General features: G+C 71.2%; 22 protein-coding genes, 1 tRNA gene, 1 other RNA gene and 1 pseudogene. 14 read left to right on the top strand and 11 right to left on the bottom strand.

Translation table 11 applies throughout. The features are described from left to right. Positions 1-5 precede the first annotated feature (5 nt). Positions 6-350 (bottom strand): hypothetical protein, encoded by a 345-nt coding sequence (locus DR046_RS19840; protein ID WP_115384107.1) that lies wholly within the window; start codon positions 348-350, stop codon positions 6-8. Positions 351-353: 3 nt separating this feature from the next. After that, complete coding sequence (locus DR046_RS19835; RefSeq protein WP_115384106.1) at positions 354-1,043, bottom strand: DUF599 domain-containing protein; 690 nt, start codon at positions 1,041-1,043, stop codon at positions 354-356. Between the two features lie 125 nt (positions 1,044-1,168). On the opposite strand from DR046_RS19835, the gene DR046_RS19830 reads away from it, so the two are divergent. From DR046_RS19830 to DR046_RS19795, 8 genes are all read left to right on the top strand, one after another. Beyond that, positions 1,169-2,602, top strand: coding sequence for an FAD-linked oxidase C-terminal domain-containing protein (locus tag DR046_RS19830; protein ID WP_115384105.1), 1,434 nt, complete (start codon positions 1,169-1,171; stop codon positions 2,600-2,602). Positions 2,603-2,657: 55 nt separating this feature from the next. Beyond that, positions 2,658-3,740, top strand: coding sequence for an FAD-binding protein (locus DR046_RS19825; protein ID WP_115384104.1), 1,083 nt, complete (start codon positions 2,658-2,660; stop codon positions 3,738-3,740). A 1-nt stretch (position 3,741) separates the two neighbouring features. Next, complete coding sequence (glcF, locus tag DR046_RS19820) at positions 3,742-5,136, top strand: glycolate oxidase subunit GlcF (protein ID WP_115384103.1); 1,395 nt, start codon at positions 3,742-3,744, stop codon at positions 5,134-5,136. A 58-nt stretch (positions 5,137-5,194) separates the two neighbouring features. Beyond that, entirely contained in the window at positions 5,195-6,025 is an 831-nt protein-coding gene (locus DR046_RS19815; protein ID WP_115384102.1) for a trypsin-like serine peptidase, read from the top strand. Positions 6,026-6,192: 167 nt separating this feature from the next. Further along, complete coding sequence (locus tag DR046_RS19810) at positions 6,193-6,993, top strand: trypsin-like serine peptidase (protein WP_115384101.1); 801 nt, start codon at positions 6,193-6,195, stop codon at positions 6,991-6,993. Between the two features lie 39 nt (positions 6,994-7,032). After that, positions 7,033-7,590, top strand: a complete 558-nt coding sequence (locus tag DR046_RS19805; protein WP_115384100.1) for a tetratricopeptide repeat protein — start codon at positions 7,033-7,035, stop codon at positions 7,588-7,590. Positions 7,591-7,630: 40 nt separating this feature from the next. Further along, positions 7,631-7,713 (top strand) — tRNA-Leu (locus tag DR046_RS19800). A 166-nt stretch (positions 7,714-7,879) separates the two neighbouring features. Then, the gene (locus tag DR046_RS19795; protein ID WP_115384099.1) at positions 7,880-9,727 is read left to right on the top strand and encodes a calcium-binding protein; all 1,848 of its coding nucleotides are present in this window, start codon (positions 7,880-7,882) and stop codon (positions 9,725-9,727) included. Between the two features lie 36 nt (positions 9,728-9,763). Here the strand turns inward: DR046_RS19795 and DR046_RS19790 are convergent, their stop codons facing one another. Further along, positions 9,764-10,570 carry a lytic murein transglycosylase gene (locus tag DR046_RS19790; RefSeq protein ID WP_115384098.1) on the bottom strand — a complete coding sequence of 269 codons (807 nt, stop codon included), beginning with the start codon at positions 10,568-10,570 and terminating at the stop codon, positions 9,764-9,766. Between the two features lie 68 nt (positions 10,571-10,638). Then, on the bottom strand, positions 10,639-12,096 hold the full coding sequence (locus DR046_RS19785) for a cobyric acid synthase (protein WP_115384097.1): 1,458 nt from the start codon (positions 12,094-12,096) through the stop codon (positions 10,639-10,641). A gap of 251 nt (positions 12,097-12,347) precedes the next feature. Here DR046_RS19785 and DR046_RS19780 point away from each other — a divergent pair, with 251 nt between their 5' ends. Continuing rightward, a complete protein-coding gene (locus DR046_RS19780) occupies positions 12,348-12,914 on the top strand; it encodes a cobalamin biosynthesis protein CobQ (protein ID WP_115384096.1) in 567 nt (188 codons plus the stop codon). On the opposite strand, the gene DR046_RS19775 is transcribed toward DR046_RS19780, so the two are convergent. From DR046_RS19775 to DR046_RS19765, 3 genes are read right to left on the bottom strand one after another with little or no spacing between them, the layout of a single operon-like run. Continuing rightward, positions 12,902-13,678, bottom strand: a complete 777-nt coding sequence (locus tag DR046_RS19775; protein WP_306418064.1) for a lysophospholipid acyltransferase family protein — start codon at positions 13,676-13,678, stop codon at positions 12,902-12,904. The genes DR046_RS19780 and DR046_RS19775 overlap by 13 nt on opposite strands. Before the next feature lie 15 nt (positions 13,679-13,693). After that, entirely contained in the window at positions 13,694-14,569 is an 876-nt protein-coding gene (locus DR046_RS19770) for a cell division protein FtsX (protein ID WP_115384124.1), read from the bottom strand. Positions 14,570-14,619: 50 nt separating this feature from the next. Beyond that, positions 14,620-15,303 (bottom strand): cell division ATP-binding protein FtsE, encoded by a 684-nt coding sequence (locus tag DR046_RS19765; RefSeq protein ID WP_115384123.1) that lies wholly within the window; start codon positions 15,301-15,303, stop codon positions 14,620-14,622. A gap of 171 nt (positions 15,304-15,474) precedes the next feature. On the opposite strand from DR046_RS19765, the gene DR046_RS24005 reads away from it, so the two are divergent. Then, a complete protein-coding gene (locus DR046_RS24005) occupies positions 15,475-16,416 on the top strand; it encodes a zinc-ribbon domain-containing protein (RefSeq protein ID WP_209313626.1) in 942 nt (313 codons plus the stop codon). Between the two features lie 276 nt (positions 16,417-16,692). On the opposite strand, the gene DR046_RS19755 is transcribed toward DR046_RS24005, so the two are convergent. From DR046_RS19755 to DR046_RS19745, 3 genes are read right to left on the bottom strand one after another with little or no spacing between them, the layout of a single operon-like run. Continuing rightward, entirely contained in the window at positions 16,693-19,275 is a 2,583-nt protein-coding gene (locus DR046_RS19755) for a DUF4175 domain-containing protein (RefSeq protein WP_115384094.1), read from the bottom strand. Between the two features lie 28 nt (positions 19,276-19,303). Then, positions 19,304-20,578: a diaminopimelate decarboxylase gene (gene lysA, locus DR046_RS19750; RefSeq protein WP_115384093.1), complete on the bottom strand. Its 1,275-nt coding sequence runs from the start codon at positions 20,576-20,578 to the stop codon at positions 19,304-19,306. Continuing rightward, on the bottom strand, positions 20,578-20,886 hold the full coding sequence (locus DR046_RS19745; protein ID WP_115384092.1) for a DUF2834 domain-containing protein: 309 nt from the start codon (positions 20,884-20,886) through the stop codon (positions 20,578-20,580). The genes lysA and DR046_RS19745 overlap by 1 nt, the downstream gene beginning before the upstream one ends. Before the next feature lie 189 nt (positions 20,887-21,075). Here DR046_RS19745 and DR046_RS19740 point away from each other — a divergent pair, with 189 nt between their 5' ends. Then, positions 21,076-22,149, top strand: coding sequence for an alcohol dehydrogenase catalytic domain-containing protein (locus DR046_RS19740; RefSeq protein WP_115384091.1), 1,074 nt, complete (start codon positions 21,076-21,078; stop codon positions 22,147-22,149). Next, positions 22,146-23,390 carry a mandelate racemase/muconate lactonizing enzyme family protein gene (locus DR046_RS19735; protein ID WP_115384090.1) on the top strand — a complete coding sequence of 415 codons (1,245 nt, stop codon included), beginning with the start codon at positions 22,146-22,148 and terminating at the stop codon, positions 23,388-23,390. Before DR046_RS19740 ends, DR046_RS19735 begins: the two co-directional genes overlap by 4 nt. Here the strand turns inward: DR046_RS19735 and ffs are convergent. Beyond that, positions 23,386-23,482: signal recognition particle sRNA small type (gene ffs / locus DR046_RS19730), an RNA gene on the bottom strand. The two genes, DR046_RS19735 and ffs, sit on opposite strands and share 5 nt — an antisense overlap. A gap of 359 nt (positions 23,483-23,841) precedes the next feature. Here ffs and DR046_RS24725 point away from each other — a divergent pair. Both DR046_RS24725 and DR046_RS19720 read left to right on the top strand, forming a co-directional pair. Next, positions 23,842-23,976 (top strand): hypothetical protein, encoded by a 135-nt coding sequence (locus tag DR046_RS24725; RefSeq protein ID WP_280652864.1) that lies wholly within the window; start codon positions 23,842-23,844, stop codon positions 23,974-23,976. Positions 23,977-24,045: 69 nt separating this feature from the next. Next, positions 24,046-24,187: pseudogene (locus tag DR046_RS19720) on the top strand (transposase); the annotation flags it as partial.

The following is a 24,187-nucleotide window of genomic DNA, read 5'->3' as shown; positions in this document are numbered from 1 at the left end:
CGGTCTCAGGGCAGCGTCAGGACGTAGCCGTCGCCCCAGCCATGCACCGAGTCATGCGCCCGGATCACGACCTCCGACAACCCGTCCGGCACCTCCACGCCCGCCAGCGACCGGGTAAAGGGCTGTTCGTTTTCATGGGGATGCAGCAGCTCGCGATGACCCAGTTCGGCCCCGTCCGGCGCAAAGACGGACCACCCGTCGGCATAGTGGTCCCAGCCGGCATCGGCATGGCGCACCGTGACCGAGAAGGTCCAGCCGGCGCCGTCCTCGCGCGCGACGACCTCCTCGACGACAGGCAGGTCGGCCAGGGCCGGGGTGGCGAGCAGCAGGAAGGCGAGGGCATGTCTCATCCCTCAATCCTCCATCAGGACGCCCCGGGAGGTCGATGCAAATTCCCGTGACAGCACCGTCCAGGTCGTCACCGCGACCGCCGCCATCAGGCCCCAGGGCCCCAGCAGCCAGGCCAGCGCGGCGAAGGCGAAATAGACCGCCCGGAGGCCGCGGTTGAAGTTCAGGGCCGCCCGCACGTTCAGCTCCGCCGCCTTCGCGGCGCGGGGCAGGGCGTTGGCGTTCCTCGGGTCGTTCGGGACCGAGGCCATCACGACCGCGCAATAGCCGAACAGGCGGTTCGACCAGACGAACTTGAAGGCGGCATAGACCAGCAGCAGCGCGACGATCGCCAGTCGCAGCTGCTGGATCTCGGGCGACGGCCCGTCCAGCCCGACGCCCATGACGACGCCGTCCAGCCGCTCCGCATTCCCGGCGAGCGCCAGCACGCCTCCGACCGAGATCATCGCCGCCGAGGTCAGGAATGTCGTCCCCTGCCGCAGGCTCGACAGGATGGTCGCGTCGAAGATGCGCGGCTGGCGGGTGGTCATCTCGACCATCCAGTCGCGGCGATAGCCCTGCATCAGCAGCGTCACCGACATGCGCCCGCGCGGCGGATGCTCGATCGCCCAGCCGCTGCCGAGCCAGGCGAGCAGCAGGACCGCCAGGGCGGCGAGGTCCAGCGACGACAGCGGGAAGGGCAGGACGGGGATCATGCCTCGTCCCTAGCGCGGAACGCGCGGCGGGGGAAACGTCCGGCGGGCGAGGCGGGCGGGCCCTTCTTGCCATCTGTGAAATTGGTTATATTATCTTACCAATCCAGCGCGCGGAGGCCGCCTCCATGGAAATGCCCAAGCCCGACCCCTTTGTCCTCGACCGCAAGGCCGAGCTCGTGTCGCGCCTCCTGACGGTGCTGCCCGAGGACGCGGTGATCTCCGACGTGGAAGAGACGCGCGCCTATGAATGCGACGCGCTGACCGCTTATCGCTGCCCGCCTCTCGCGGTGGTTCTGCCGCGGAGCACCGAGGAAGTCAGCAAGGTTCTGGCGATCTGCCACGAGATGCGGGTGCCCGTCGTGCCCCGCGGCTCGGGCACGTCGCTGGCCGGTGGCGCGCTGCCGACCGCCGACAGCGTGATCCTCGGCGTCGCACGCCTGACCGAGGTGCTGGAGACAGACTATGCCGACCGCATCATCCGGGTGCAGACCGGCCGCACCAATCTCAGCGTCACCGGCGCGGTCGAAGCGGACGGCTTCTTCTACGCGCCGGACCCCTCGTCGCAGCTGGCCTGCGCCATCGCGGGCAACATCGCGATGAACTCGGGCGGGGCGCATTGCCTGAAATACGGGGTGACGACCAACAACCTGCTGGGCGTCACCCTGGTCCAGATGGACGGCACCGTGGTCGAGATCGGCGGCGCCCACATGGACGCGGGCGGGCTGGACCTGCTGGGCGTGATCTGCGGATCGGAGGGCCAGCTCGGCGTCGTGACCGAGGCGACGCTGCGCATCCTGCCCAAGCCCGAGGGCGCGCGCCCGGTGCTGATCGGCTTCGACAGCCTGGAAGTCGCGGGCGCCTGCGTGGCCGACATCATCAAGGCAGGCGTGCTGCCGGTCGCCATCGAGTTCATGGACCGCATCATCATCCGCATCGTCGAGGACTACGCCAAGGCCGGCTATCCGGAGTGCGAGGCGCTGCTGATCGTCGAGGTCGAGGGCTCCGAGGACGAGATCGAGGAGCAGCTGGGCCTCATCGAGGAGATCGCGAGGCGCCACGAGCCTGTCGCGCTGCGCCGCTCCGAAAGCGAGGACGAGAGCGCGAAGATCTGGCTCGGCCGGAAGTCGGCCTTCGGCGCCACGGGGCGGATCAGCGACTACATGTGCCTCGACGGGACCATCCCCGTGTCGGAGCTGCCGCGCGTGCTGGGGGGGATCGAGCGGCTGTCGAAGGAATACGGGCTGGCCGTCGGCAACGTCTTTCACGCCGGCGACGGCAACATGCACCCGCTCATCATGTACGACGCCAACACGCCGGGCCAGCTGGAGACCTGCGAGAAGCTCGGCGCCGAGATCCTGAAGCTCTGCGTCGAGGTGGGCGGCTGCCTGACCGGCGAGCACGGGGTGGGCATCGAGAAGCGCGACCTGATGGATCACCAGTTCGCGCCCGAGGACATGGAGGCGCAGATGCGCGTCAAGGACGTGTTCGACCCGAAATGGCTGCTGAACCCCGCCAAGGTGTTCCCGCTGGCCGTCACCGCAGGGCGGCGCGCGGGCTGAAGCCCCGGGACCGCCTCCGGCGGGAGTAGTTTTGGCCACAGGAAGGGGGCACGCGGTGCTTCGACCCGAGACGGAAGAGCAGCTTGCCGAGATGGTGCGCGGAGCCAACGGGCCGCTGGCGGTCCGGGGCGGCGGCACGCGGCATCTGCCGGGGGCGGGAGAGCCGCTGACGACCTCGGCGATGACGGGGATCACCCTCTACGAGCCGGGCGCGCTGACGCTGGTGGCACGGGCCGGGACGCCGATGGTCGAGATCGAGACGGCGCTCGCCGCCCAGAACCAGCGCCTGCCCTTCGAGCCGATGGACCACCGCGCGCTGCTGGGCGCCGAGGGGCAGCCGACGATCGGCGGCGCGGTGGCGATGAACGTCTCCGGCCCCCGGCGTGTGCAGGCCGGAGCCTGCCGAGACAGCCTGATCGGTGTAGGTTTCGTCGACGGGACCGGGGCCATCGTGAAGAACGGGGGGCGCGTGATGAAGAACGTCACCGGCTACGACCTCGTCAAGCTGCTGGCCGGGGCGCGGGGGACGCTGGGCGTGCTGACCGAGGTCAGCCTCAAGGTCCTGCCCGCCGCCGCGACGCAGGCGACGCTGGTGCTGGAAGGGCTGTCGGTCGAGAACGCGGTGCGCGCGATGGCGGCGGGACTCGGGTCGCCCTTCGAGGTGACGGGCGCCGCGCATGATCCAGCGGCCAGAGAGACGCGGCTCCGGATCGAGGGGCTGGCGGGGTCCGTCGATTACCGCGCCGGGCGGCTGGCGGAGGTTCTGGCTCCCTTCGGCGCGGCTCGACGGCTCGACGCGGACGCCTCCGAGGCGGTCTGGCGCGAGGTCCGGGACGCCGGCGCGATGGCGGGGCAGGGCGATGTCTGGCGGGTGCATGTCCGCGCGTCCCATGCGCCGCAGGTGGTGGCGCGCGCGCAGGCCGAGGCGGCGTTGCTCGACTGGGGCGGCGGGCTCGTCTGGCTGCGCCTGCCGGAGGGGACCGACCTGCGCGCGCGGCTCGACGGCATCCCAGGCCACGCCACTCGGGTCCGGGGGCAGGGCCCCGGCGCAACGCCGCCCGAGGCGCCCGCGCTGGCGGCGCTGACCGACGGCATCCGCGCGAAGTTCGATCCCCGCGGCCTGTTCGGAGCGGCCTGACATGCAGACCACCTTCACCCAAGAGCAACTCGCCGACCCGCAGACCGCGCGGTCCAACGAGATCCTGCGTGCCTGCGTGCATTGCGGCTTCTGCACGGCGACCTGCCCGACTTACCAAGTACTTGGCGACGAGCTCGACAGTCCCCGCGGCCGCATCTACCTGATCAAGGACATGCTGGAGAACGACCGTCCGGCGGACGCCAGGACGGTCAAGCATATCGACCGCTGCCTCAGCTGCCTCGCCTGCATGACGACCTGTCCTTCGGGCGTGCATTACATGCACCTCGTCGACCATGCGCGCGAGCATATCGAGAAGACCTACCGCCGGCCCTTCATGGACCGGGCGCTGCGCTGGACGCTGGCGCGGATCCTGCCCTATCCGACCCGCTTCCGGCTGGCGCTGCTGGGCGCGAAGATCGGGCGGCCCTTCGCGTGGGCGATGCCCGACGCGCGGCTTCGCGCGATGCTGGACATGGCGCCGAAGACCATCCCGCCGGTCAGCCGCAACGACGACCCGCAGACCTTCCCGGCGAAGGACAGGAAGATGCGCGTCGCGCTGATGACGGGCTGCGCGCAGAAGGCGCTCAACACCGACATCAACGACGCCACCATTCGCCTGCTGACGCGGCTGGGCGCCGAGGTGGTCGTGGCGAAGGGGGCGGGCTGCTGCGGGGCGCTGACGCATCACATGGGCAAGACCGATGAGAGCCACACCTTCGCGGCGCGCAACATCAGGGCCTGGATGCGCGAAATTGAGGGCGACGGACTCGACGCCATCGTCATCAACACCTCCGGCTGCGGCACGACCGTGAAGGATTACGGCCACATGTTCCGCAACGATCCGCTGGCCGAGGACGCCGCGAAGGTCAGCGCGCTGGCGAAGGACGTGTCCGAGGTGCTGCTCGACCTCCTGGCGAAGGATCATCCGTTCGAGACACCCCCGCGCCCGGCCCGAGACGGCGTGGGCGGCGTCCCGGCCTCGCGCGTGCCCGACGCACGGGGGGCGGGTCCGATGCATGTCGCCTATCATGCGGCCTGCTCGCTGCAGCATGGCCAGCAGATCAAGGGCGCGCCGAAGGAGCTTCTGAAACGCGCGGGCTTCACCGTGCTGGAGCCGAGGGACCCGCATCTGTGCTGCGGCTCGGCCGGGACCTATAACCTCATGCAGCCCGAGATCAGCAAGGAGCTGAAGCGCCGCAAGGTCGCCACGCTCGAGGCGCGGGACCCGGACGTGATCGCGGCGGGCAATATCGGCTGCATGATGCAGATCGGGTCGGGCACCGGCGTGCCGGTCGTCCATACCGTCGAGCTGCTCGATTGGGCGACGGGGGGGCCGAAGCCTCCCGCGCTCGACGCCGCCGGGGCCGCCGCCCCGCCCGTGCCGCAATTGCGCTGACCTCCGGCCACATCCCTGTGGCAGCCCGGTGGCGACGCCCCTGCCGCCGGAGCCTGCCATGCGCCCCTTCCTCGCGATCCTCGCCGCCTGCCTGACGCTCGGCGCACCTCTCGCCGCCTCCGCCGATGGGCTGCGCCCGCTCGCCACTGCCGCCGAGATCTCCGGCTTCGAGGCGGTGGGGCGGGTCGACCATGTCAGCGACACCGAGCAGGGCTTCTGCACCGGGACGCTGATCACGCGGTCGCTGGTGCTGACCGCGGCGCATTGCCTGACTCGCAAGGACGGCATGCTGCACGATCCCGAAACGCTGCGCTTCCGGGCCGGGCTGCGGCTGGGCCTTGCCAAGAGCGAGCGAGGCGTGCGCCGCTTCACGCTTCACCCCTCCTACCGCCACGAACCCGACCCCACCGGCGCCAGCGTCGCCCACGACCTCGCCCTGCTGGAGCTGGACCGTCCGCTCGACTACTGGACCGTCCCGCCCTTGCAGACGACCACGGGGTTGGAGCGCGGCCAGAGCGTCCAGGTCATCAGCTACGCGCAGGACCGGGAGGACACGCCCTCGCAGGAGACGGCCTGTTCGGTGCTGGGACGCACCGGGCCGGTGCTCGCGCTCGACTGCCAGGCGACCTACGGCGCCTCCGGCGCGCCCGTCTTCGTGGCGACGCCGCATGGGCTGAAGATCGTTTCGGTGGTCTCGGCCATCGGCCTCTATGACGGCGAGCGGGCGACCTTCGCCGTCGAGGTCGCCGATGCGGTCCCGACCATGATCCGGGCCTTCCCGCCGCAGCAGGCGCCGGCGCGGGTTGCCGTGCCCGGCAGCCGGACGCTGCGGCCCGGCGACCGGGCCGGGGCCAGCGGCACGATCCGATTCCTGCGGCCGGGTGGCTGATCCCCGCCCGACGCCGTCCGATCGCGGCAATCCTGCCCAGATCTGTCGCCAAACCGGAACCAATCGCGCGGGGCTGCCGCGAAATCCCCCAGAACCGGGGACAATCACACCTCTCTCCCGCCCTGTTCGCCTCCTAGCGAGTAGGTAGGATGACGTAGGGGGCTTCGATGCGAACCACTTTGCGAAAGATCGGGCTGACGACGCTCGCCGCCTTGCTGTTCCTGTCCTCTCCGGTCTCGTCGGAGGGGCTGAGGACGCTGAGCACGGCCGACGACAATCGCGGCTGGGAAGCGGTGGGCCGACTCAACTTCGGGGAGGCGGGGTTCTGCACCGCTGTGCTGCTGACCTCGGAGATCGTGCTGACGGCGGCGCATTGCCTTTACGACAAGGGGACGCACGACCCTGTCCCGGCCGACGAGATCGAGTTCCAGGCCGGGCTGCGCTTCGGCCGCGCCGAGGCCAGTCGTGGCGTCCGCCGAATCGTGATCCACCCCGATTACGATTTCGAGGTCGAGGACCGGCTGGGCCGCGTCGGCGCCGATGTCGCCCTGCTGGAGCTCGACCGTCCCGTCCGGCTGGGCCACGTCCAGCCGTTCCGCACCCAGTTCCGCGTCCAGGCCGGGCAGCGGGTGCAGGTCGTCAGCTATGCCAAGTCCCGCGCCGACGCCCCCTCCCGCGAGGAGGAATGCGAGATCCTGACCCGCGACGCCGAGATTCTGGTTCTGTCCTGCGAGGTCGATTTCGGCTCCTCCGGGGCGCCGGTCTTCGCCTCCTTTGACGGCGAGATTCGTATCGTCTCGGTGATCTCGGCCAAGGCCGAATGGGAGGGGCGCCCGGTGTCGCTGGCCGCGGCGATGGAGGGCGAACTGTCGGCCCTTCTGGCCGAGTTCGCCCGCACCCCCGCCTTCGCCCCGGTCGGCGAGCCGCTGGCCATCGAGGAGCCCATCGACACGCGCGCGATGCGATGAGGCGCTTGACCCGAGCCGCCCGCGCGTCATGATCCGGACATGATCCGCGCGACGCTCTCCGCTCTTCTCCTCTCCGCCACCGCCGCATTGGCGGATTGTCCACCGGCGCCCGATATCTCGGCCGAGATGGAGGCGCTGCTCGACCAGATCCAGGACGTCCCGAACGAGGGGGCGGCCCGGCCGCTGTCCAACCGGATGTGGATGCAGTGGCTGCGCGCCCCCGACTCCCGCGCGCAGGAGCTGCTGGACGAGGGCATGGCCCGGCGGGAGTCCTATGATTTTCAGGGCGCCATCGCGGCTTTCGACGCGCTGGTCGACTACTGCCCGGACTATGCCGAGGGCTACAACCAGCGCGCCTTCGCGAATTTCCTGCGCTCCGACTTCGAGGCGGCGCTGCCCGATCTCGACCGCGCGATCGAGTTGAGCCCCCGCCACGTCGCCGCCATCGCGGGCAAGGGGCTGACGCTGATCTCGCTGGGCCGCGTGGCCGAGGGGCAGGACGCGATCCGCGAGGCGGTCGCGCTCAACCCCTGGCTGTCGGAGCGCCGTCTCCTCGACATGCCCGCCGAGCCGGAGCGCGACGGGATCAAGCTCTGACGCTTGCCTCCGGCCCGCCGCGCCACTAGGCGGGAATGGCGCAGGCGTGGTGGAATCGGTAGACACAGCGGACTTAAAATCCGCCGGGCCCAGCCCATGCGGGTTCGAGTCCCGCCGCCTGCACGCCTCCCCTCTCCGCGGTTGATCGGCGAAGGTCCTCTGGGCTAGGCTTTTCGCGTTCCCCGGGGTGATCCTTGGGGCCGGAGGCCGCCAGCCCAAGGCCCGAAGGCGGATCCGCCCTCGATCGGCATGACCCCATCGTTTGCCTTTTTCAAAGGAGCGCCGTGACATGGCCGTGTTTTCCGAACCCCCCGACTTTTCCGACAGCGCAGCCGGCGCCAATACGCTCCGGCCCGGCGACACCGCCAATGGAAGCTTCGGCACCGCATCGGATCGGGATCTGTTCCTGCTGAGCGCCGAGTTGGGCTTCGACTATTTTGTCTCTCTCGTCCCACGCGGCGACAGCTTGCTGAGCGGCTACAGCTTCTTCAGCTTCGACACCGAGAACCGCTTCGCCGACGGCGCCGACGAGACGGCAGAGGGCGCTTCCCTCGTGCTGACCGCCGCCGATCTCGGATCCTTCCAGCCGCGCGGCACAGAGGATCGCGACTTCATCATCACACTGGAGCCCTTCGACGGCAGTGCCGCGACCGGCGATTACGCGGTGTCGGTCCTGCGCGAAGAGGACAGCACCGCCGCCACCGCCGTCTCTCTCGCGCCGGGCGAAAGCCATGACGGCGCCTGGCAGTATCGCGGCGATGTCGACATGATTGCGCTGGAGGTGCAGGCCGGACGATCCTACGCCGTCACCTTGGACATCCTCGACAGCTTCGCGCAGCGAGAGCTGCTGACCCTGAACAGCCGCGACTTCGCGTTGCGCGGGCCGTCCGACACGGCGGTCCGGGGCGCCTTCGTCGACAATGACGGGGCAGCGACGCAACGCGCCATCTCCTACCTGTTCGAAGCGGAGGAGACGGGGACGTATTTCCTCCTGGCCGAGAACGACAGCCGCGAGTTCGACAACCTCAATTTCGGCGCCGAAACGGGTAGCTATACCGTCACCCTGACCGAGGACGAGCCCGCCGACGAGACCAGCCCGCTGCGGCTGGAACTCGGCGTTCCGGTGATCGACAGGGTCGATTTCATCGGGGACGAGGATTGGTGGGGCGTCGAACTGCAGGGTGGCGTGACCTACGACGTCTTCTTCGGCGTCCAGACCGAGGACGGTCTCAGCGGCTCCTTCGTGGAGATCTTCGACGCGAACGGCGCCGAGGTCGCTCAGATCGACAGTCCAAGGCCGCCGTCCTTCTCCGACCCGATCCCGCCGGTCGACGGGACCTTCACGCCCGATGCGGACGGGCTCTACTTCTTCTCGGGCGTCCGCTTCGCCGAACTGGGCGAGTACCGGCTGGAGGTCTCGGCCCCGCCTCAGACCCTGACGGGCTCGGACGAGGTCGAGGACGTGCTGAACGGCGCCGGGGGCAACGACCTGATCCGGGGTCTCGCCCTGAACGACGTGCTGCGCGGCTTCGGCGGCAATGACACGCTGGACGGCGGCCTCGGCGCCGACCGGATGGAGGGCGGCCCGGGCGATGACCTGTTCATCGTCGACGACCGCGGCGACACCGTTGTCGGCGGCGACGGGACGGACACGGTCCAGACTTCGGTCAACTTCCAGATCCGCCGGTCCGGGGTCGAGCGGGTCGAGGCGACCGGCTCCGACAATGTCCGCCTGACCGGCACCGGTGCCGGCGAGGAGCTGATCGGCAACGGCGGCAGCAACATACTGATCGGCAACGGCGGCTCCGACATCCTGACCGGCGCAGGGGGCGACGACTTCTTCGTCATCAACGGCGCAGGCGGCACGGCGCCGAACCTGCGCGTTACCGACTTCGAGGACGGGGACAAGCTGGCCTTCGACGACCAGCTGGTCGGCCTCGGCCGCGGCAGGGTCGACGTGCGCGACCTGACGGCGGACGTGGCCAAGGGTCTGCTCCGCGACGGGATCGCGACCTATAACGGTCGAACCGGCGAGGTGAGGCTCGACCTCGACGGGGACGGCCCCGGCGGTCTCCAGACCGTCCTCACGATCGAGGGCGGGGGCCGCCTCGGCTTCGACGATATCCTGCTGTTCTGAGGCGAGGCCCCCGGCGCCGGCCGGGGGCCGCCCTCGTCACTGGATGCGGGCCGCGGACAGCGCGATGGCCTGCTGGTAGACCGTCGCCGCGTTCCATTCGTTGAGGACGCGGAAGTTCTGCGTCCCCTCCTGGAAGGGCTGCCCGGGCTGCCAGCCCTTCTGGCGCAGGAAGTTCGCGGTCGAGGCCATGGCGTCCGCCATGTTGTAGAAATCGACCCGCCCGTCGCCGTTCCCGTCCGCGCCGTAGCGCATGGCGTTGCCCGGCAGGAACTGGGTGTGACCCAACTCTCCGTGGGCGGCGCCCGCCTGGCCCGGCGACAGCATCCCGCGGTCGACCATCTGCAGCGCCGCCAGCGCGTGCGGCGTGAAGAAGTCCGACCGGCGGCAGTCATAGGCCACGGTCAGGATCGACGAGACGACGTTCTCGGACCCCATGTTGCGACCGAAGCCCGTCTCCATCCCGTGGATCGCGAGCAGGATCCCCGCGGGCACGCCGTAGCGCCGCTCCAGCGCGTCGAAGAAGGCCCGGTTCTGATCCAGCCGCCGCGTCGCCTGCGCCGCGAAGCTGTCGAGGGAGCCGAGGCGGATGCGGATGAAGTCGTTCAGGGAGTACCGCACCCCCCGCTGGTTCCGGTCGGCGGCGATGGTGCGCGTGGCATAGTTGGCCCCGGCCAGTGCCTGCAGCCCGCGCTGGCCGATGCCGGCGGCGGCGGCTTCCTGGGCAAATTGCTGCTTCCAGCGCTCCCACCCGCTGGCGTCGTTGCCGCACTGGGCGGCCAGGGTCGGGGAGGCGGCCAGGCCCAAGGCGAAGGCGAGGGATTTCAATAGGGTCGGTCGCGGCATTAGGCGATCTCCGGTCTGATACGTGCGGTCCCCCATTAGGGTAACACGCGACAGGGGCGCGGCAATCGTTATGCGATGACATCGCCCGCCAGGGCCAGGATCCGGTCGCAGTCGAGCGCCTGCGCGAGGTGATCCGCCAGCGCGTCCAGCGTCGCCTCGACCCCGGCGCCATAGGCCACGCTGCCCGGGGGCGCGCCCAGCCGCGCCAGCGCCGCAGCGCGGAACGCGTCGCCCGCGAACAGCCCGTGCAGGTAGCAGCCCCGCACCGTGCCGTCCACGTTCTGGGCCCCGACCGCGATGCCGTCCCGCTCCAGCCAGCCGCGCGCCGTGTCCGGGCCGGTGGTCTCGCCCAGGTGGATCTCGTAGCCCTCGACCTTCGCGCCCGAGGCCAGGTCCCGCGCCGTCACCCGCGCCAGGTGCTTCCTCGGCCGCATGACGGTATCGACCTCCAGCAGGCCCAGCCCCGGCACCTTGACCGCAGCGCCCTCCAGCCCCTCGGGGTCCGAGATCGTCCGCCCCAGCATCTGGTAGCCGCCGCAGATGCCCAGCACATGCCCGCCGCGGCGGACATGGGCGGCCAAGTCGATGTCCCAGCCCTCGGCCCGGAAGGCGGCGAGGTCGGCGATGGTCGTCTTCGAGCCGGGGATCAGCACCAGGTCGCAGACGGGCAGGGGCCGCCCGGGCGCCACGATGTCGAGGGACACGCCCGGCTCGGCGGCGAGCGGGTCCAGATCGTCGAAATTTGCGATCCGCCCGAGGCGTGGCACCGCGACCCGGAACCCGCCGGTCCGGGGAGTCGAGCGGATGTCGAGGATGTCCTCGGCCGGCAGCCGATGGGCATCGGCGAACCAGGGCACGACCCCCAGCGGCGCCCAGCCGGTCCGTCCGGCGATCTGCCGCATCCCCTCATCGAACAGCGTCACGTCGCCCCGGAACTTGTTGACGAGGAACCCTACGATGCGCGCGGCGTCGGCGGGGTCCAGCACCGCCTGCGTCCCGACCAGCTGCGCAATCACGCCGCCCCGGTCGATATCGCCGGCGAGGATTACCGGCACGCCCGCCGCCTCGGCGAAGCCCATATTGGCGATGTCGCCCGCGCGCAGGTTGATCTCGGCCGGGCTGCCCGCGCCCTCGACGACGATCAGGTCGGCATCGCGGGCCAGCCGCCGGAAGCTCGCGAGGCAATCCCCCAGCAGCCGCGGCTTCAGCGCGGCGTAGTCCCGCGCCCGGACCGTCGCCACCCGTTGCCCGCGCACCACCACCTGCGCGCCGGTCTCGGTTTCGGGCTTCAGCAGCACCGGGTTCATGTCAACCTTGGGCGCCACCCCGCAAGCCAGCGCCTGCAGCGCCTGCGCCCGCCCGATCTCGCCCCCGTCCTCGGTGACGGCGGCGTTGTTGGACATGTTCTGCGGCTTGAAGGGCCGGACCCGCAGCCCCGCGCGCGCGAAATGGCGGCAGAGCCCCGCGACGAGCATGGACTTGCCCACGTTGGAGCCCGCCCCCTGAACCATGATCGCCCGCGCCATGCCCGCACCTCCTGTCCCGTCTGTCGGACCGGCCCGCGCCCGCGTCAACCGGTCCCTTTCCTGTGGCGGGAAATACTCCGGGGGGAGGCGAAGCCGGGGGGCAGAGCCCCCCTCCACCGCCGTCGCGCTGACGTGGCCAGAGGGATGGAGAGGTGGCGCGAAGGCGCCGCGCGGGCGGGGGCTCGATGCCCCCGGTCGCGCGTCCCGCCCGGGGGCTTTCCCGAACCGTGCGGACCGGCTAGGCGCCGGGGATGAACACGCCTGCCCATCTCCTCCTCGGTCTCGCCGTCTTCGGCCGGCGCGAGCACCCGCGCGTCTCGGCGGCCGCGCTCGCGGGCGCGCTGCTGCCGGACCTGTCGCTCTACCTGCTCGCGGGCGGATCGCTTGCCATCGGCATCCCCGCAGGCCGCGTCTTCGGAGAACTCTACTTCTCCGATCTCTGGCAGATGATCTTCGCCATCGACAACTCGGTCCCGATCTGGGGCCTGCTGCTGGCGATGGGGATATGGGCGAAGCGGCTCTGGATCGTCGCGCTGGCCGGGGCGGGGCTCCTGCACCTCGCGCTGGACCTGCCGCTGCATCACGACGACGGGCGCCCGCATATCTGGCCGCTCTCCGACTGGGTCTTCGCCTCGCCGCTCAGCTACTGGGACCGCGCCCACCATGCCGGCTGGGTCGCGCCGATCGAGACGGCGCTGGCCCTCGTCGCGGCGGCCTGGTCCTGGGTCAGGTTCCCCTCGGCCTGGATCCGCGTGACCGTCCTGCTGCTCGCCGCAGCGCAGCTCTCGGTCGGCGGGCTCTGGCGCTACCTGTTCTGAACCACGTCCCGGGCCGCCGCCGCGACCGGGTCGCCGGTCAGGGGCGGAACCTCCGCGACAGGAAAGCCCGCCTCCGCCATCAGCCGGTTGGACGCGGTCTCGATCCGCGTCTCGAGCTCGGTCATGAAGCGCGTCCGGTCGAGCCCCGGCGGGATCGGGTCGAGGAACTCCATCACCGCCCTCCCTGGGCGCCGCAGCACACCGCGCTTGGGCCAGTAGAGGCCGATATTCGTCGCCACCGGATAGCAGGGCTGTCCCAGCTGTTCGTACATCGCGAAGGTGCCGACCTTGTAGGGCGCCTGCGCCCCCGGCGCGACGCGCGTCCCCTGCGGATAGATCAGCAGCTGCCCGTCCGCGCGCTTGCCGGATCGGATCTCGGCCAGCATCTGCCGGATCGCCTCGCCGCGCTTCCCGCGTGCCACCGGGATGCAGCCCGAGCGCAGTGCGTATTGTCCCAGCACCGGCGCGTATTGCAGGATGGACTTCATGATGAAGAACCCGCGCGGCACCGCGTTCCACAAGACGATCACGTCCATGAAGGATTGATGCTTGGCGGCTACCAGCGCCCCCTCGCGAGGGGGCGTGCCGCGGATCTCGCAACGCAGTCCGGTCAGCACCCCCAGCAGGACGAGCGTCGAGTGCGTGTAGAAGTCCATCACCCGGCGCGCGCCGTTCGCCGAAAGCGCCATCAGCGGCAGACCGGCGAGGCCCAGGATGCCCATCCAGACATACATCGCGGCGTTGAAGATCAGGGATCGGATCATCTGCATCGGGACAGCCTATTCGAAACGGGCCAGCGCGCGAAGCGCCGCGCGCCGCGTGGCGAAGAAGGCCGCGAGGCCCGCGAAGAGGGGGATCATGAGCGGCGCCAGCCAGCCCGCCCCGGAGAAGGAGAGCCCAGTCAGGAAACCCACCTTCTCGGCCGAGGGCAGCAGCGTCACCGCGACCATGCCGATGCCCGTCCCTGCGGCAGCCCCGGCGAGGGCGCGGAGGGTGATCCGGCGGGTGAAGGCACGGGCAACGTAGAAGTCGCGCGCCCCGACGAGGCGCAGCACGCGGATCACCTCGGCATTGGCCGCAAGCGCCGCCTTGGCGGCGAGCGAGACCATCGCCGCCGTCACGCAGGCGATCAGCAGGAGGGCGAGCCAGCCCAGCATCCGCAATCGCCCCGCCGCCTCGACCAGCGGCGCGCGCCAGCGCGTGTGGTCGTCGAGCACCGCGCCCGGCACCTCTCCTTCAAGCCGCAGGCGCAGCCCATCGACATCCAGGTCGTCGTCGCCGACCAGGTCTATCAGCCGGGGCAGGGGCAGCCGCCCGACGGGCAGGTCAGGGCCGAGCCAGGGCTCCAGCAGGGCGGCCTGTTCCTCGGGCGCGAGCGCCCGGGCCGAGGCGACGCCCGGCGTCTCCGCCAGCACGGCGAGGACGGCAGCCTGCTGCGCGTCCGCCTCGGCCGCGGGGGCTGCCAGCCGGATCGTCATGGATTGCGCGAGATCCTCGGCCCAACGCTCCGCCAGCCGCCCGGTGGCGAGCGTCAGCGCCAGGGCGAAGACGGCGAGGAAGGCCATCGCCCCCGCGCTCAGCACCGTCAGCCAGACCGTGTGCCCGGTCGGCGGCACGACGCGGTCCGACGCGCGGTCCCCCAAGGCCAGCTCCATGAGCTCGGCCAGCTTGCGGCGCAGCAGGTCGAGAAGGGGGCGCAGTCGGTTCACAGCTCGGCCCCCGCCGCCTGAAGCTGCCCGTCGGCGAGCCGCAGCACCCGCGCCTGCACCAGGGGCTTCGCCGCGCGGATCAGGGCCATGTCATGCGTCGCGACGAGGATCGTCTTGCCCAGCCGGTTCAGCTCCGCCAGCAGGGTCATCAGCCGCTGCGACATCTCCCAGTCGACGTTGCCCGTGGGCTCGTCGGCGATGACGACGTCCGGGTCGGTGATCACGGCGCGGGCGAGGGCCGCGCGCTGGCGTTCCCCCCCCGAGAGCTCGGCGGGGTAGGCGTCGGCGCGATGGGTCAGGCCGACCCAACTCATCAGCTGGCGCAGGTTGTCCGCTTCGGCCGCCGGGTCGCGGCCCGCGACCAGAAGCGGCAGGGTGACGTTTTCGGCCACCGGCAGGTGGTCGAGGAAACGGCAGTCCTGATGGACCACCCCGATCCGCTGGCGCACCAGCGCCAGCCCGTCCCGGCTGAGCATCCGGCTGTCCTTGCCCAGCAGCGCGACCTGACCCTGGGTCGGCTTCAGCTCTCCGTAGCAGAGCTTCAGCAGCGTCGTCTTGCCGGCGCCGGACGGACCGGTCAGGAAGTGGAAGGACCCGGCGGGCAGGGACAGGTCGATGCCCGACAGCGACCCGCCGCCGCCGCCGCCGTAGGAAAAGCCCGCTCCCCTAAGATCGATCACGAAGCCGTTCCCTTCCACCGCTCGCGGGGGGTTCTGCCCGATGCGGGATTCCGGCGCAATCCATGCGGTCGCGGCACAGGAATGGGCTGGCGGGGTTGACAGCGGGGTGGGGATGGGGCGCGGTAGCGCCTACTCTTTTCCGCGCCTGTCCAGAGGAATCGCGCCGCCGCCATGCGCCTCACCTGTCCCAACTGCAGCGCCCAGTACGATATTCCCGCCGACATGATCCCGGCCGAGGGGCGCGAGGTGCAGTGCTCGAACTGTGCGACGGTCTGGTTCCAACCCGGCTCCGGGGAGGACGCGGACGCGGCGCCGGAGGACGGCCCGCGCGCCCCGTCGGACCGGCGTCCGATGGCCGACGAGGCGACGCTCGACGTCCTGCGGCAGGAGCGGGCGCACGAGGCCCGGCTGCGCGCGGCGGAGCGGCGCCGCAGCCGCACCCTGTCGCATCTGCGCGACCCCGACGAGGCGGAGCCCGCCCTGGCGGAAAGCGGCGAGGCCGATCCGTCGCGCGCCGCGGCGGCCGCCGAATGGGCGCGCATGGCCACCGCGGCTTCGGTCGCCCGCGCGCGGGTCGTCCCGGAGGCCGCCACCGAGCCGGAGGCGCCGCGCCCGGTTCCCACCGTAACCGACGACGTCAGCGAGGCGATCGCGCGGACACTGCGCGAGATGGCGCTCGACCGCGCGAAGGCCAAGCCGGAGGAGGACGGCCTGGCGGAGCCTCCCGCGTCGCCCCCCCGCGCCAAGGGGGAGGAGCGGCGCCAGGCGCGCCGCAACCTGCTGCCCGATATCGAGGAGATCAACTCGTCCCTGCGTCCGGACGAGCGGGCGCTCGCCGCCGCAGCGGTGGAGGAGTCCGGATCCGAGATGGAGCTGGGCGAGCCCTCGACCGGCCGGGTCGACCGGCGGTCGGGCTTCAACCTGGGCTTCGTCGCGGTCCTGCTCCTGGTCGGGATCGCCGCCGCCCTCTACCTGTTCGCCGCGCCGCTCGCTCGGACCGTGCCGTCGCTGGAGTCGCCGCTGGCGAACTACGTCGCGACGGTCGACGATTTGCGCGTCGCGCTGGAGGCGCGGGTCGACGCCGTCGCGGCAAGCATCCTGCAGAGCCAGTAGCCCGGCGCTTCGCGGCAGGGTCGGGCCGTCCGCGCCCGCGATGCAGCGGCGCGCGACGACATGCGCTTTCGCCCGTTGCGTGGCGGTCCGGCGAGGCCGCCCGCTCCCTCGGGGCCTAGCCCGGTCGGGCGACTACGGCGAAACCGAAGGCGCTCCGGCGCCACCGCGGCGGGCCTCATGGCGCCGGAGGACAGGGTTTGCCCGAGAAGAGGTTGCCCGGCTGCGCCTTGCCGGGACTCGCCGGGATCTCCTTCGGCCGATGGATCGCCCGACGCTTTAGAACCGGTCGAGCAGACGGCGCAGGTAGTCGAGTTCCAGCTCCGGCCGCTCCCGCTCGCCGGAGCGGCGACGGATCTCGTCGAGCAGTTCCTGTGCGCGGCGTGCGGCGTCGGGTCCGCCGAGCATCGATTCCTCGGTGCCGAGCTGCCCGCCTTCGCCCGAGCGGCGGCCGAGCGGGTCGCGCTGGAAGCCGTCGCCCTCCTGCATCCCGGCCTGGCCCTGGCGCTGCTGGCTGTCGCCTTCCTGGCGGTTCTCGGCCAGGGCGCGGCCCAGTTCCTGCATGCCATCGCGCAGCGCGTCCATGGCTTGCGCCTGATCGTCCAGAGCGCCGCCCAGGTTGCCGTCCTCCAGGTCGCGCTGCGCCTCGCGCATCGCCCGCTCCGCGCGGCCGAGCGCGTCACGCGCGGCATCCCCGGCCTCGGTGCCGGCGCCGGGCAGGTTGTTGCGGAGTTCATCGACACCGCGACGCAGCTGTTGCTGGCGCTCGGCCAGGGTGCGGGCGCCGGACTGGCCGTCGCCCTGCTGCTGACCCGGCTGCTGGCCCTGACCTTGCTGCTGGCCTTGCCCCTGCTGCTGGCCTTGCTGCTGCCCTTGACCCTGCTGCTGGCCCTGTTGGGCCTGGCCCTGCTGTTGACCCTGCTGCTGGCCTTGCTGGCCGTTCGGGTCGAACTGCTCCTGCAGGTCGCGGAAGGCCTCGTCCGACAGCTCCTGCTGTTCACGGAGTTGCTCGCGCAACTCCTCCATGGCCTGCTCGCCCTCGCCGGGCTGGCCCTGGCCGCCCTGACCCGGCTGGCCCTGGGTGACCTGCAGGTTCTCCATCATCTCCTGCAGCTGGCGCAGAAGCTCCTGCGCCTCGGCGGTGCGGCCCTGGGCCATCAGCTCCTCGATGCGCTGCATCATCTGGTCCAGCATGTCGGGCGTGACTTCCTGCATCTCGCCGTTCTGGGCCTGCTGCTGCTGGCCCTGCTGACCCTGCTGCTCTGCCAGCTGCCGGGTGTAGTCGTCCATCGCCCGGCGCATCTCTTCCGTCAGGCGCGCGATCTCCTCGGGCGAGGCGCCCTGGCGGATCGCCTCGGAGAGGCGGTCCTGCGCCTGGCGCAGGCGTTCCAGCGCGCTGTCGAGCGAGTTCTCCTCCAGCCGGATCGCGGCCTGCCACAGAAGCTCCGCCACTTCGTCGCGCGCCTCGGGTGAGAGCGGTCCCTCGTCGAGCCGCCGGATCGCCATCCGCACCAGCAGGTAGGCCGAAGGATTGTCGAACAGGCCGTCAGCCTTCCAGGTCGCGGCCCTGAGGATGCGGGCGACCCGTTCCCGGTTCTCGCGCGACCAGAAGAGGTCGCGGCGCTGCTCGACCAGCGCGGCAGCGACGGTATCGTAGAAGGCGCGGCCCGGCAGCACGAAGCTCTGGACGTCCTGGCCGGACTGGCCGGCGTCGTCGCTCGCCTCCAGCGTCGCGGTGACGGGCATGCCGGCCAGCGGATGCTCGGTCAGCTCGGCCCGGAAGACGTCCGCGACCTCGCCCCGGTCCCCGGAGATCGGCAGCGCCATGTCGAGCGTCAGCGGCTCCCGCGGTTCGGGGGTGGCCGCGAGGCCGTGGCGCCGATCGGTTCCCTCGGGGTCGAGCGCAAAGGTCACGCGGGCGCCGACGATCCCGTAATCGTCGCTGGCGCGCCAGGGCATGGTGGTCATGTCCGGATGCTCGAAATCCGGCTCGCCGTTCAGGGCGATCTCGGGCGCGGCGTCGGGCGTCGCCGTCAGCGTCCAGAGCGGCGAGACATCGCCCTCCGCTCCGCCGATGGAAAGCGTGCCGGACTGCGCGACGCTGAAGTCCTGGATCGGGGCAGAGGGGTCGACCACGTCGCGGCCCGACACCGTCTCGGAGACGGACAGCGCGCCGACCTCGCCGTAGAGGCGCAGGGTGACGCGCGTGCCCTCGGGGACCTCGACCGCGCCCGGCTCGATCGAGGCCAGCGACAGGGTCGGCAGGCCGGTATGGCGCGGTGGCTCCAGCCAGCCCTCCCAGGCGGGGCCGGAGGCGAGCGCGGGGCCGCCCGGACCCGGCAGGACCGGCGCCTCGGGCACGCGCAGGACCGTGCCGAACAGCAGGCCGAGCGCGGCCAGCATCACCGCCATGTAGCGCAGCGCATAGGGGTCACGCCGCGACACGCGCAGGTCCGGCGCGACGGCGCGCGCACCGCCAAGCCGGGCGGCCATGCGCCGCTTGTGCGCTTCCCAGACCGCCTCGGAGGCGGCGTCGCCCGAGCCCACGGCCTGCACGTCCGAAAGCGTCGCGAGCGGCCGCCCCGGCAGCGTCGCGTCAAGCCGGTCGCGCGCGTCCTGCTCCGTCGGGCGGTGGAAGCCGCGCAGCCCGATCGCCAGCGTCAGGAGGATCAGCAGTCCGACCGCCGCCAGCAGGCTGCCGGACCAGGCCGGCGGGACCAGCTCGAACGACCAGACGGCGAGGCCGACGAAGGCGACGGTCCAGGCGGGCCAGAAGGCGCGGGTGATGCGTTCGGCCCAGAGGCCGGCACGGGTCAGCCGCAGCTTGCGCCGCAGCGCCGGGTCGGTCTGGTGATCGGTCACGCCTGTCTCCCTGCCGGTTCCCGCATAGCTAGGACTTTTCCAGCCACGCGGGAATGGTATCGCGCGAAATCATCTCTTCAAAGCTGGGCCGGGCCCGGATCACGGCGTAGTTATCGCCATCGACCAGCACCTCGGGCACCAGCGGACGGGAGTTGTATTCACTTGCCATCACCGCCCCGTAGGCTCCCGCAGAGCGGAAGGCGATCAGGTCGCCCGCCCCCAGCGGCACCATGTCGCGCCCCCTGGCGAAGGTGTCGCCGCTCTCGCAGACGGGGCCGACGATGTCGTAGGGTCGGCGCTCCGCGCCGGGCGCGGGCTCGATTACGGGCTCGATGTCGTGATGGGCGCCATACATCGCCGGGCGGATCAGGTCGTTCATGGCGGCGTCGACGATCAGGAAGTCGCGGCCCTCGCCCTCCTTCACGAAGATCGCGCGGGTCAGCAGGATACCCGCGTTGCCGGCGATCAGGCGGCCCGGCTCGATCTCGATCTCGCAGCCGAGATGGCCGACTTCGTCGCGGATCACCTGCCCGTATTCCATCGGCACCGGCGGCGCGAGGTTGGAGCGGGCGTAGGGGATGCCGAGGCCCCCGCCGAGGTCCAGCCGCTCAATCGCGTGGCCGTCGGCCCGCAAGACCTCGGTCAGCTGGGCGACCTTGCGATACGCTTGCCGGAACGGGTCCAGATCGGTCAGCTGCGAGCCGATATGCACGTCGATCCCGACGGCGCGCAGGCCGGGCAGGGCGGCGATCTCGGCATAGACGGCGCGGGCCTTCGAGATCGGGATGCCGAACTTGTTCTCGGACTTGCCGGTGGCGATCTTCTCATGGGTCCTGGCGTCGACATCGGGGTTCACCCGCACCGTCACCGGCACCTCGACGCCCAGTTCGGACGCGACCCGCGACAGCAGACGCATCTCCGGCTCGCTCTCGAGGTTGATCTGCCGCACGCCGCCGGCCAGCACGTGCCGCATCTCGGCTTCGGTCTTGCCCACGCCCGAGAAGACGATCCGCTCGCCCGGAACCCCGGCGGCGCGGGCGCGGCGATATTCGCCCTCGCTGACCACGTCCATCCCGGCGCCCCGGTCGCCCAGGAGCTTCAGGATCGCGATGTTGGATGCCGCCTTGACCGCGTAGCAGACCAGATGCGGCCCCCAGGCCAGCGCCTCGTCGAACAGCCGGTAGTGGCGCAGCAGCGTCGCCGCCGAATAGACGTAGACGGGGGTCCCGACGGCCTGCGCAATCTCTGTCAGCGGCACGTCCTCGGCATGCAGCACGCCGTCGCGGTAGAGAAAGTGGTCCATCAGGCACGCCTCAGCAGCAGGTAGAGCGGCAGGCCCAGCGACACGCCGATCAGGTAGGTCGCCGGGATCGCCAGGAGGCCGATCCAGCGGCGCTGGGTCACGCTTTCCCAGACGATCCAGACCGTCAGCGTCACCGCGGCGACGGTCAGGTCCCAGACGAGGCCCGAGGAGGCGTCGTTGACGTGCCACGCCTCGATCATCGCGCCGAGGTCCCAGTCGTTGGCGTTCAGCCAGGGCAGGAAGTAGCGGAACGGCAGCACCACGCCCAGCACGCAGAGCACGATCATCACGATGCGGAACGGGGTCATGGGCGTCTCCCTCTCGGTCGCGTTCCCTTAGCCGCTCGCGCGGGCGGGGGGAACAGGGGCGCATGGCCGCGCAATCCGCCTTCCGTCCCGGAAGTCTCCGGGAGGTGTCTGCGGGCGGCGAGGGCCCGGAGATTGGGCAAGACAAGCGCGGAAGAGGCAGGCAGGGTCCCCCTCAGCAAGGAGACGAGCATGAGAGACGTGAGAGCGGCGGTCTGCCGCGCCTTCGGAAGCCCGCTCGAGATCGAGACCCTGCGCCTGGCCGATCCGGGACCGGGCGAGGCGCAGGTCGAGATCGAGGCGGTGGCGATCTGCCATTCCGACATCACCTATGCCGAGGGCGGCTTCGGCGGCGACCTGCCCGCGGTCTACGGGCACGAGGCGGTGGGCCGCGTGGCGCGGCTGGGCGAGGGGGTGACGGGGCTGGAGGTCGGCTCCCGCGTGCTGGTCACGCTGATCCGGGCCTGCGGAACCTGCCCCGCCTGCGCCGCCGGACGGGCCACGCAATGCGCGACCCCCGGGGCTTCGGCGCCGCTGTCGCGCTCCGACGGCACGCCGGTGCTGGCCGCGATGAATTGCGGCGCCTTCGCCGAGGCAGTCACGGTCGACGCAAGCCAGCTCGCCGCCGTGCCGGACGGGATCGCGGCCGAGGCCGCCTGCATCCTCTCCTGCGGGGTGGTCACCGGGCTCGGCGCGGCCGTGAACACCGCGCGCGTCCGCCCCGGCGACTGGTGCGTGGTGATCGGCGCGGGGGGCGTCGGACTCAATGCGGTGCAGGGCGCGCGGCTCGCCGGCGCGGCCCGGATCGTCGCCGTCGACGTCACAGAGGAGAAGCTCGCCGCCGCGCGGGAGTTCGGCGCCACCGACGGGGTGCTGGCGGGCGAGGACGGGCATGCGGCGATGATGCGCCTGGGACAGCTGGCCGACCATGTCTTCGTCACCGTCGGCGCAGGACCGGTCATCGACCGCGCGCTCGACTGGTGCGCGCCGCACGGGACCGCCTATCTGGTCGGGATGCCGCATGTCGGGACGGTGGGGCATTACGACCCGGTCGGCGCCGCCTATTACGGCAAGGGCCTGCGCGGCACGCGGATGGGCGACGTGGTCCTGCGCCGCGACATCCCCTGGCTTCTGGACCTGCATTCCCAGGGTCGGCTGAAGCTGGAGGAGCTGGTCTCGGGCACCTACCCGCTGGAGGCGATCAACGACGCCATTGCCGCGACCCGCGCGGGGCAGGGGCGGCGCAACGTCGTGGTGATGGCATGAGGCTCGCCGATCTCGAGATCTTCGTCGTCGCGCCGCCCGCGCCGGGCTGGGGCGGGCGCTACTGGATCGTGCCGAAGCTGACGACGGCCTGCGGCATCACCGGTTATGGCGAATGCTATGCCAGCGCCGTCGGCCCGGATGCCATGCGCGCCGTCATCGCGGACGTCTTCGCCCGGCACATGGAGGGCGAGAGCCCGGAGAACGTCGAGCTCATGGCCCGCCGGGTCTGGGGCTCGGGCTTCACCGGGCGACCCGACCCGACCGTCTGGGGGGCCTTTGCGGGGCTGGAGATCGCCTGCTGGGACATCCTCGGCAAGGCCCGCGACCGGCCGGTCTGGGCGCTGCTGGGCGGCCGGGTGAACGAGCGGCTGCGCGCCTACACCTACCTCTACCCGGAGGGGGAGGCAGGCGATGCCTTCTGGACGTCGCCCGAGATGCAGGCCGAGGCCGCTGCCGCGCGCGCGTCCGAGGGCTGGACGGCGCTCAAGTTCGACCCGGCAGGACCCTACACGATCTTCGGCGGCCACCAGCCCGCGCGCCGCGACATCGCGCTTTCGGTCGCCATGTGTGCCGCGATCCGCGAGGCGGTGGGGGACCGCGCGGACCTGCTCTTCGGCACGCACGGGCAGTTCACCGCGTCCGGCGCGATCCGGCTCGGCCGCGCGCTGGAGGCCTATGACCCGCTCTGGTTCGAGGAACCCGTCCCGCCCGACGACCCGCACGCCATGGCCGAGGTCGCCCGGGCCGTCCGCATCCCCGTCGCCACCGGCGAGCGGCTCTGCGGCCTCGCGGAATTCGCCACGCTGCTGCGGCTCGGCGGCGCGTCCATCTGCCAGCCCGCGCTGGGTCGCCTCGGCGGCATCTGGGAGGGGCGCAAGCTCGCCGCGCTGGCGCAGGGCTTCGGCGCGCAGATGGCGCCGCATCTCTATTGCGGGCCAGTGGAGTTCGCGGCCTCGGTCGCGCTGGGCGCGGCGATCCCGAACCTGCTGCTGGTCGAGGCGATCGAATCGCCCTTCCACCATGCGCTGGCCTCCGGCCCACGGGTCGAGGACGGCTTCGTCACGCCGCCGGACGCGCCGGGGCTGGGCATCGCCTTCGACGAGACCCTTGCCCGCGCCCACCCCTACGAGGGCGATCGGCTGCATCTGGAGATGTCGGAGGCGCCCTGCGACTACGTCCGCGACAACGCCTTCGCGGGCGGGGCCAGCGATCACGGGCGACGGAGGCGGGGAGAGGGGTGAGAGGCTGGACAACGACCCAGACGTGACTCGTTGTGGCTGCTTCCTTCCGGACCTGACCAGGTTGGCGAGGCGCCTGCCCGTGCCAACCTCTCGACGCGTCAGATAGGCCCCATCCGCCGATCATGCAACCCGTCCGGGAGTCGGGCCCGCGTGGCCAGTTCATCGCTCGGGGGGCAGCTTTGCGCCGTTTGCTCGAGACGACGAGGCGGAGGCGCATCCTGTCATGGTCGGAGGGGGCTCTGCCCCCGCGCCTTCGGCGCCCCCCGGCATATTTGCGGAGCATCGAAGGAGGGCGGGCGTATCGGGGTCGATGAAATGTGACATCGGGTCCGGTCTCCATAGCTCCACTGGGTAGCCCTCCACGATCTCGACCACGCGCTCGACCGAGAGGATCGGGGGGAAGCAGGGTGTGGAAGAGGCCGCCCCCGTCCATGACTTTTATGTGGGCGCCATGCGCGTAGACGGTGCCGCCGAGTGGTTTCTCGAAGAGGGCCGTGCGCGCGACATGGAACAGGTCGTGGACATGGGCGAGGGCAGCCTCGCTGCCGGGCGGGCCGGGGGCGTGGGAGGCGAGGGCGGGGCCTAGGCGTCGTCTTCATTTAGGGGGTTCCTGTTTGGCTATGGTTTTGATTCACGGTCGTCGGATGTGGCGATCATGAGCAGACGGACGTTGACGGACGCGCAGTGGGAGCGCATCGCGCCCCTTTTGCCGGGCAAGGTGGGAGATCGCGGGCGGACGGGGGCGGACAACAAGGCTGTTCGTGGACGCCGTCTTGTGGCTGGCGCGCACGGCGAGC

Source organism: Jannaschia formosa (genome assembly GCF_003340555.1).
Lineage (GTDB): Bacteria > Pseudomonadota > Alphaproteobacteria > Rhodobacterales > Rhodobacteraceae > Jannaschia > Jannaschia formosa.
This window is presented reverse-complemented; position numbering and strand designations above follow the sequence as displayed.

What these genes read in the sequence shown, in the direction of transcription:
- DR046_RS19840 (WP_115384107.1), bottom strand. Translation starts at nt 350, where the DNA reads ATGAGACATGCCCTCGCCTTCCTGCTGCTCGCCACCCCGGCCCTGGCC.
- DR046_RS19835 (WP_115384106.1), bottom strand. Translation starts at nt 1,043, where the DNA reads ATGATCCCCGTCCTGCCCTTCCCGCTGTCGTCGCTGGACCTCGCCGCC.
- DR046_RS19830 (WP_115384105.1), top strand. Translation starts at nt 1,169, where the DNA reads ATGGAAATGCCCAAGCCCGACCCCTTTGTCCTCGACCGCAAGGCCGAG.
- glcF (WP_115384103.1), top strand. Translation starts at nt 3,742, where the DNA reads ATGCAGACCACCTTCACCCAAGAGCAACTCGCCGACCCGCAGACCGCG.
- DR046_RS19815 (WP_115384102.1), top strand. Translation starts at nt 5,195, where the DNA reads ATGCGCCCCTTCCTCGCGATCCTCGCCGCCTGCCTGACGCTCGGCGCA.
- DR046_RS19810 (WP_115384101.1), top strand. Translation starts at nt 6,193, where the DNA reads ATGCGAACCACTTTGCGAAAGATCGGGCTGACGACGCTCGCCGCCTTG.
- DR046_RS19805 (WP_115384100.1), top strand. Translation starts at nt 7,033, where the DNA reads ATGATCCGCGCGACGCTCTCCGCTCTTCTCCTCTCCGCCACCGCCGCA.
- DR046_RS19795 (WP_115384099.1), top strand. Translation starts at nt 7,880, where the DNA reads ATGGCCGTGTTTTCCGAACCCCCCGACTTTTCCGACAGCGCAGCCGGC.
- DR046_RS19790 (WP_115384098.1), bottom strand. Translation starts at nt 10,570, where the DNA reads ATGCCGCGACCGACCCTATTGAAATCCCTCGCCTTCGCCTTGGGCCTG.
- DR046_RS19785 (WP_115384097.1), bottom strand. Translation starts at nt 12,096, where the DNA reads ATGGCGCGGGCGATCATGGTTCAGGGGGCGGGCTCCAACGTGGGCAAG.
- DR046_RS19780 (WP_115384096.1), top strand. Translation starts at nt 12,348, where the DNA reads ATGAACACGCCTGCCCATCTCCTCCTCGGTCTCGCCGTCTTCGGCCGG.
- DR046_RS19775 (WP_306418064.1), bottom strand. Translation starts at nt 13,678, where the DNA reads ATGATCCGATCCCTGATCTTCAACGCCGCGATGTATGTCTGGATGGGC.
- DR046_RS19770 (WP_115384124.1), bottom strand. Translation starts at nt 14,569, where the DNA reads ATGGAGCTGGCCTTGGGGGACCGCGCGTCGGACCGCGTCGTGCCGCCG.
- DR046_RS24005 (WP_209313626.1), top strand. Translation starts at nt 15,475, where the DNA reads ATGCGCCTCACCTGTCCCAACTGCAGCGCCCAGTACGATATTCCCGCC.
- lysA (WP_115384093.1), bottom strand. Translation starts at nt 20,578, where the DNA reads ATGGACCACTTTCTCTACCGCGACGGCGTGCTGCATGCCGAGGACGTG.
- DR046_RS19745 (WP_115384092.1), bottom strand. Translation starts at nt 20,886, where the DNA reads ATGACCCCGTTCCGCATCGTGATGATCGTGCTCTGCGTGCTGGGCGTG.
- DR046_RS19740 (WP_115384091.1), top strand. Translation starts at nt 21,076, where the DNA reads ATGAGAGACGTGAGAGCGGCGGTCTGCCGCGCCTTCGGAAGCCCGCTC.
- DR046_RS19735 (WP_115384090.1), top strand. Translation starts at nt 22,146, where the DNA reads ATGAGGCTCGCCGATCTCGAGATCTTCGTCGTCGCGCCGCCCGCGCCG.
- DR046_RS24725 (WP_280652864.1), top strand. Translation starts at nt 23,842, where the DNA reads ATGCGCGTAGACGGTGCCGCCGAGTGGTTTCTCGAAGAGGGCCGTGCG.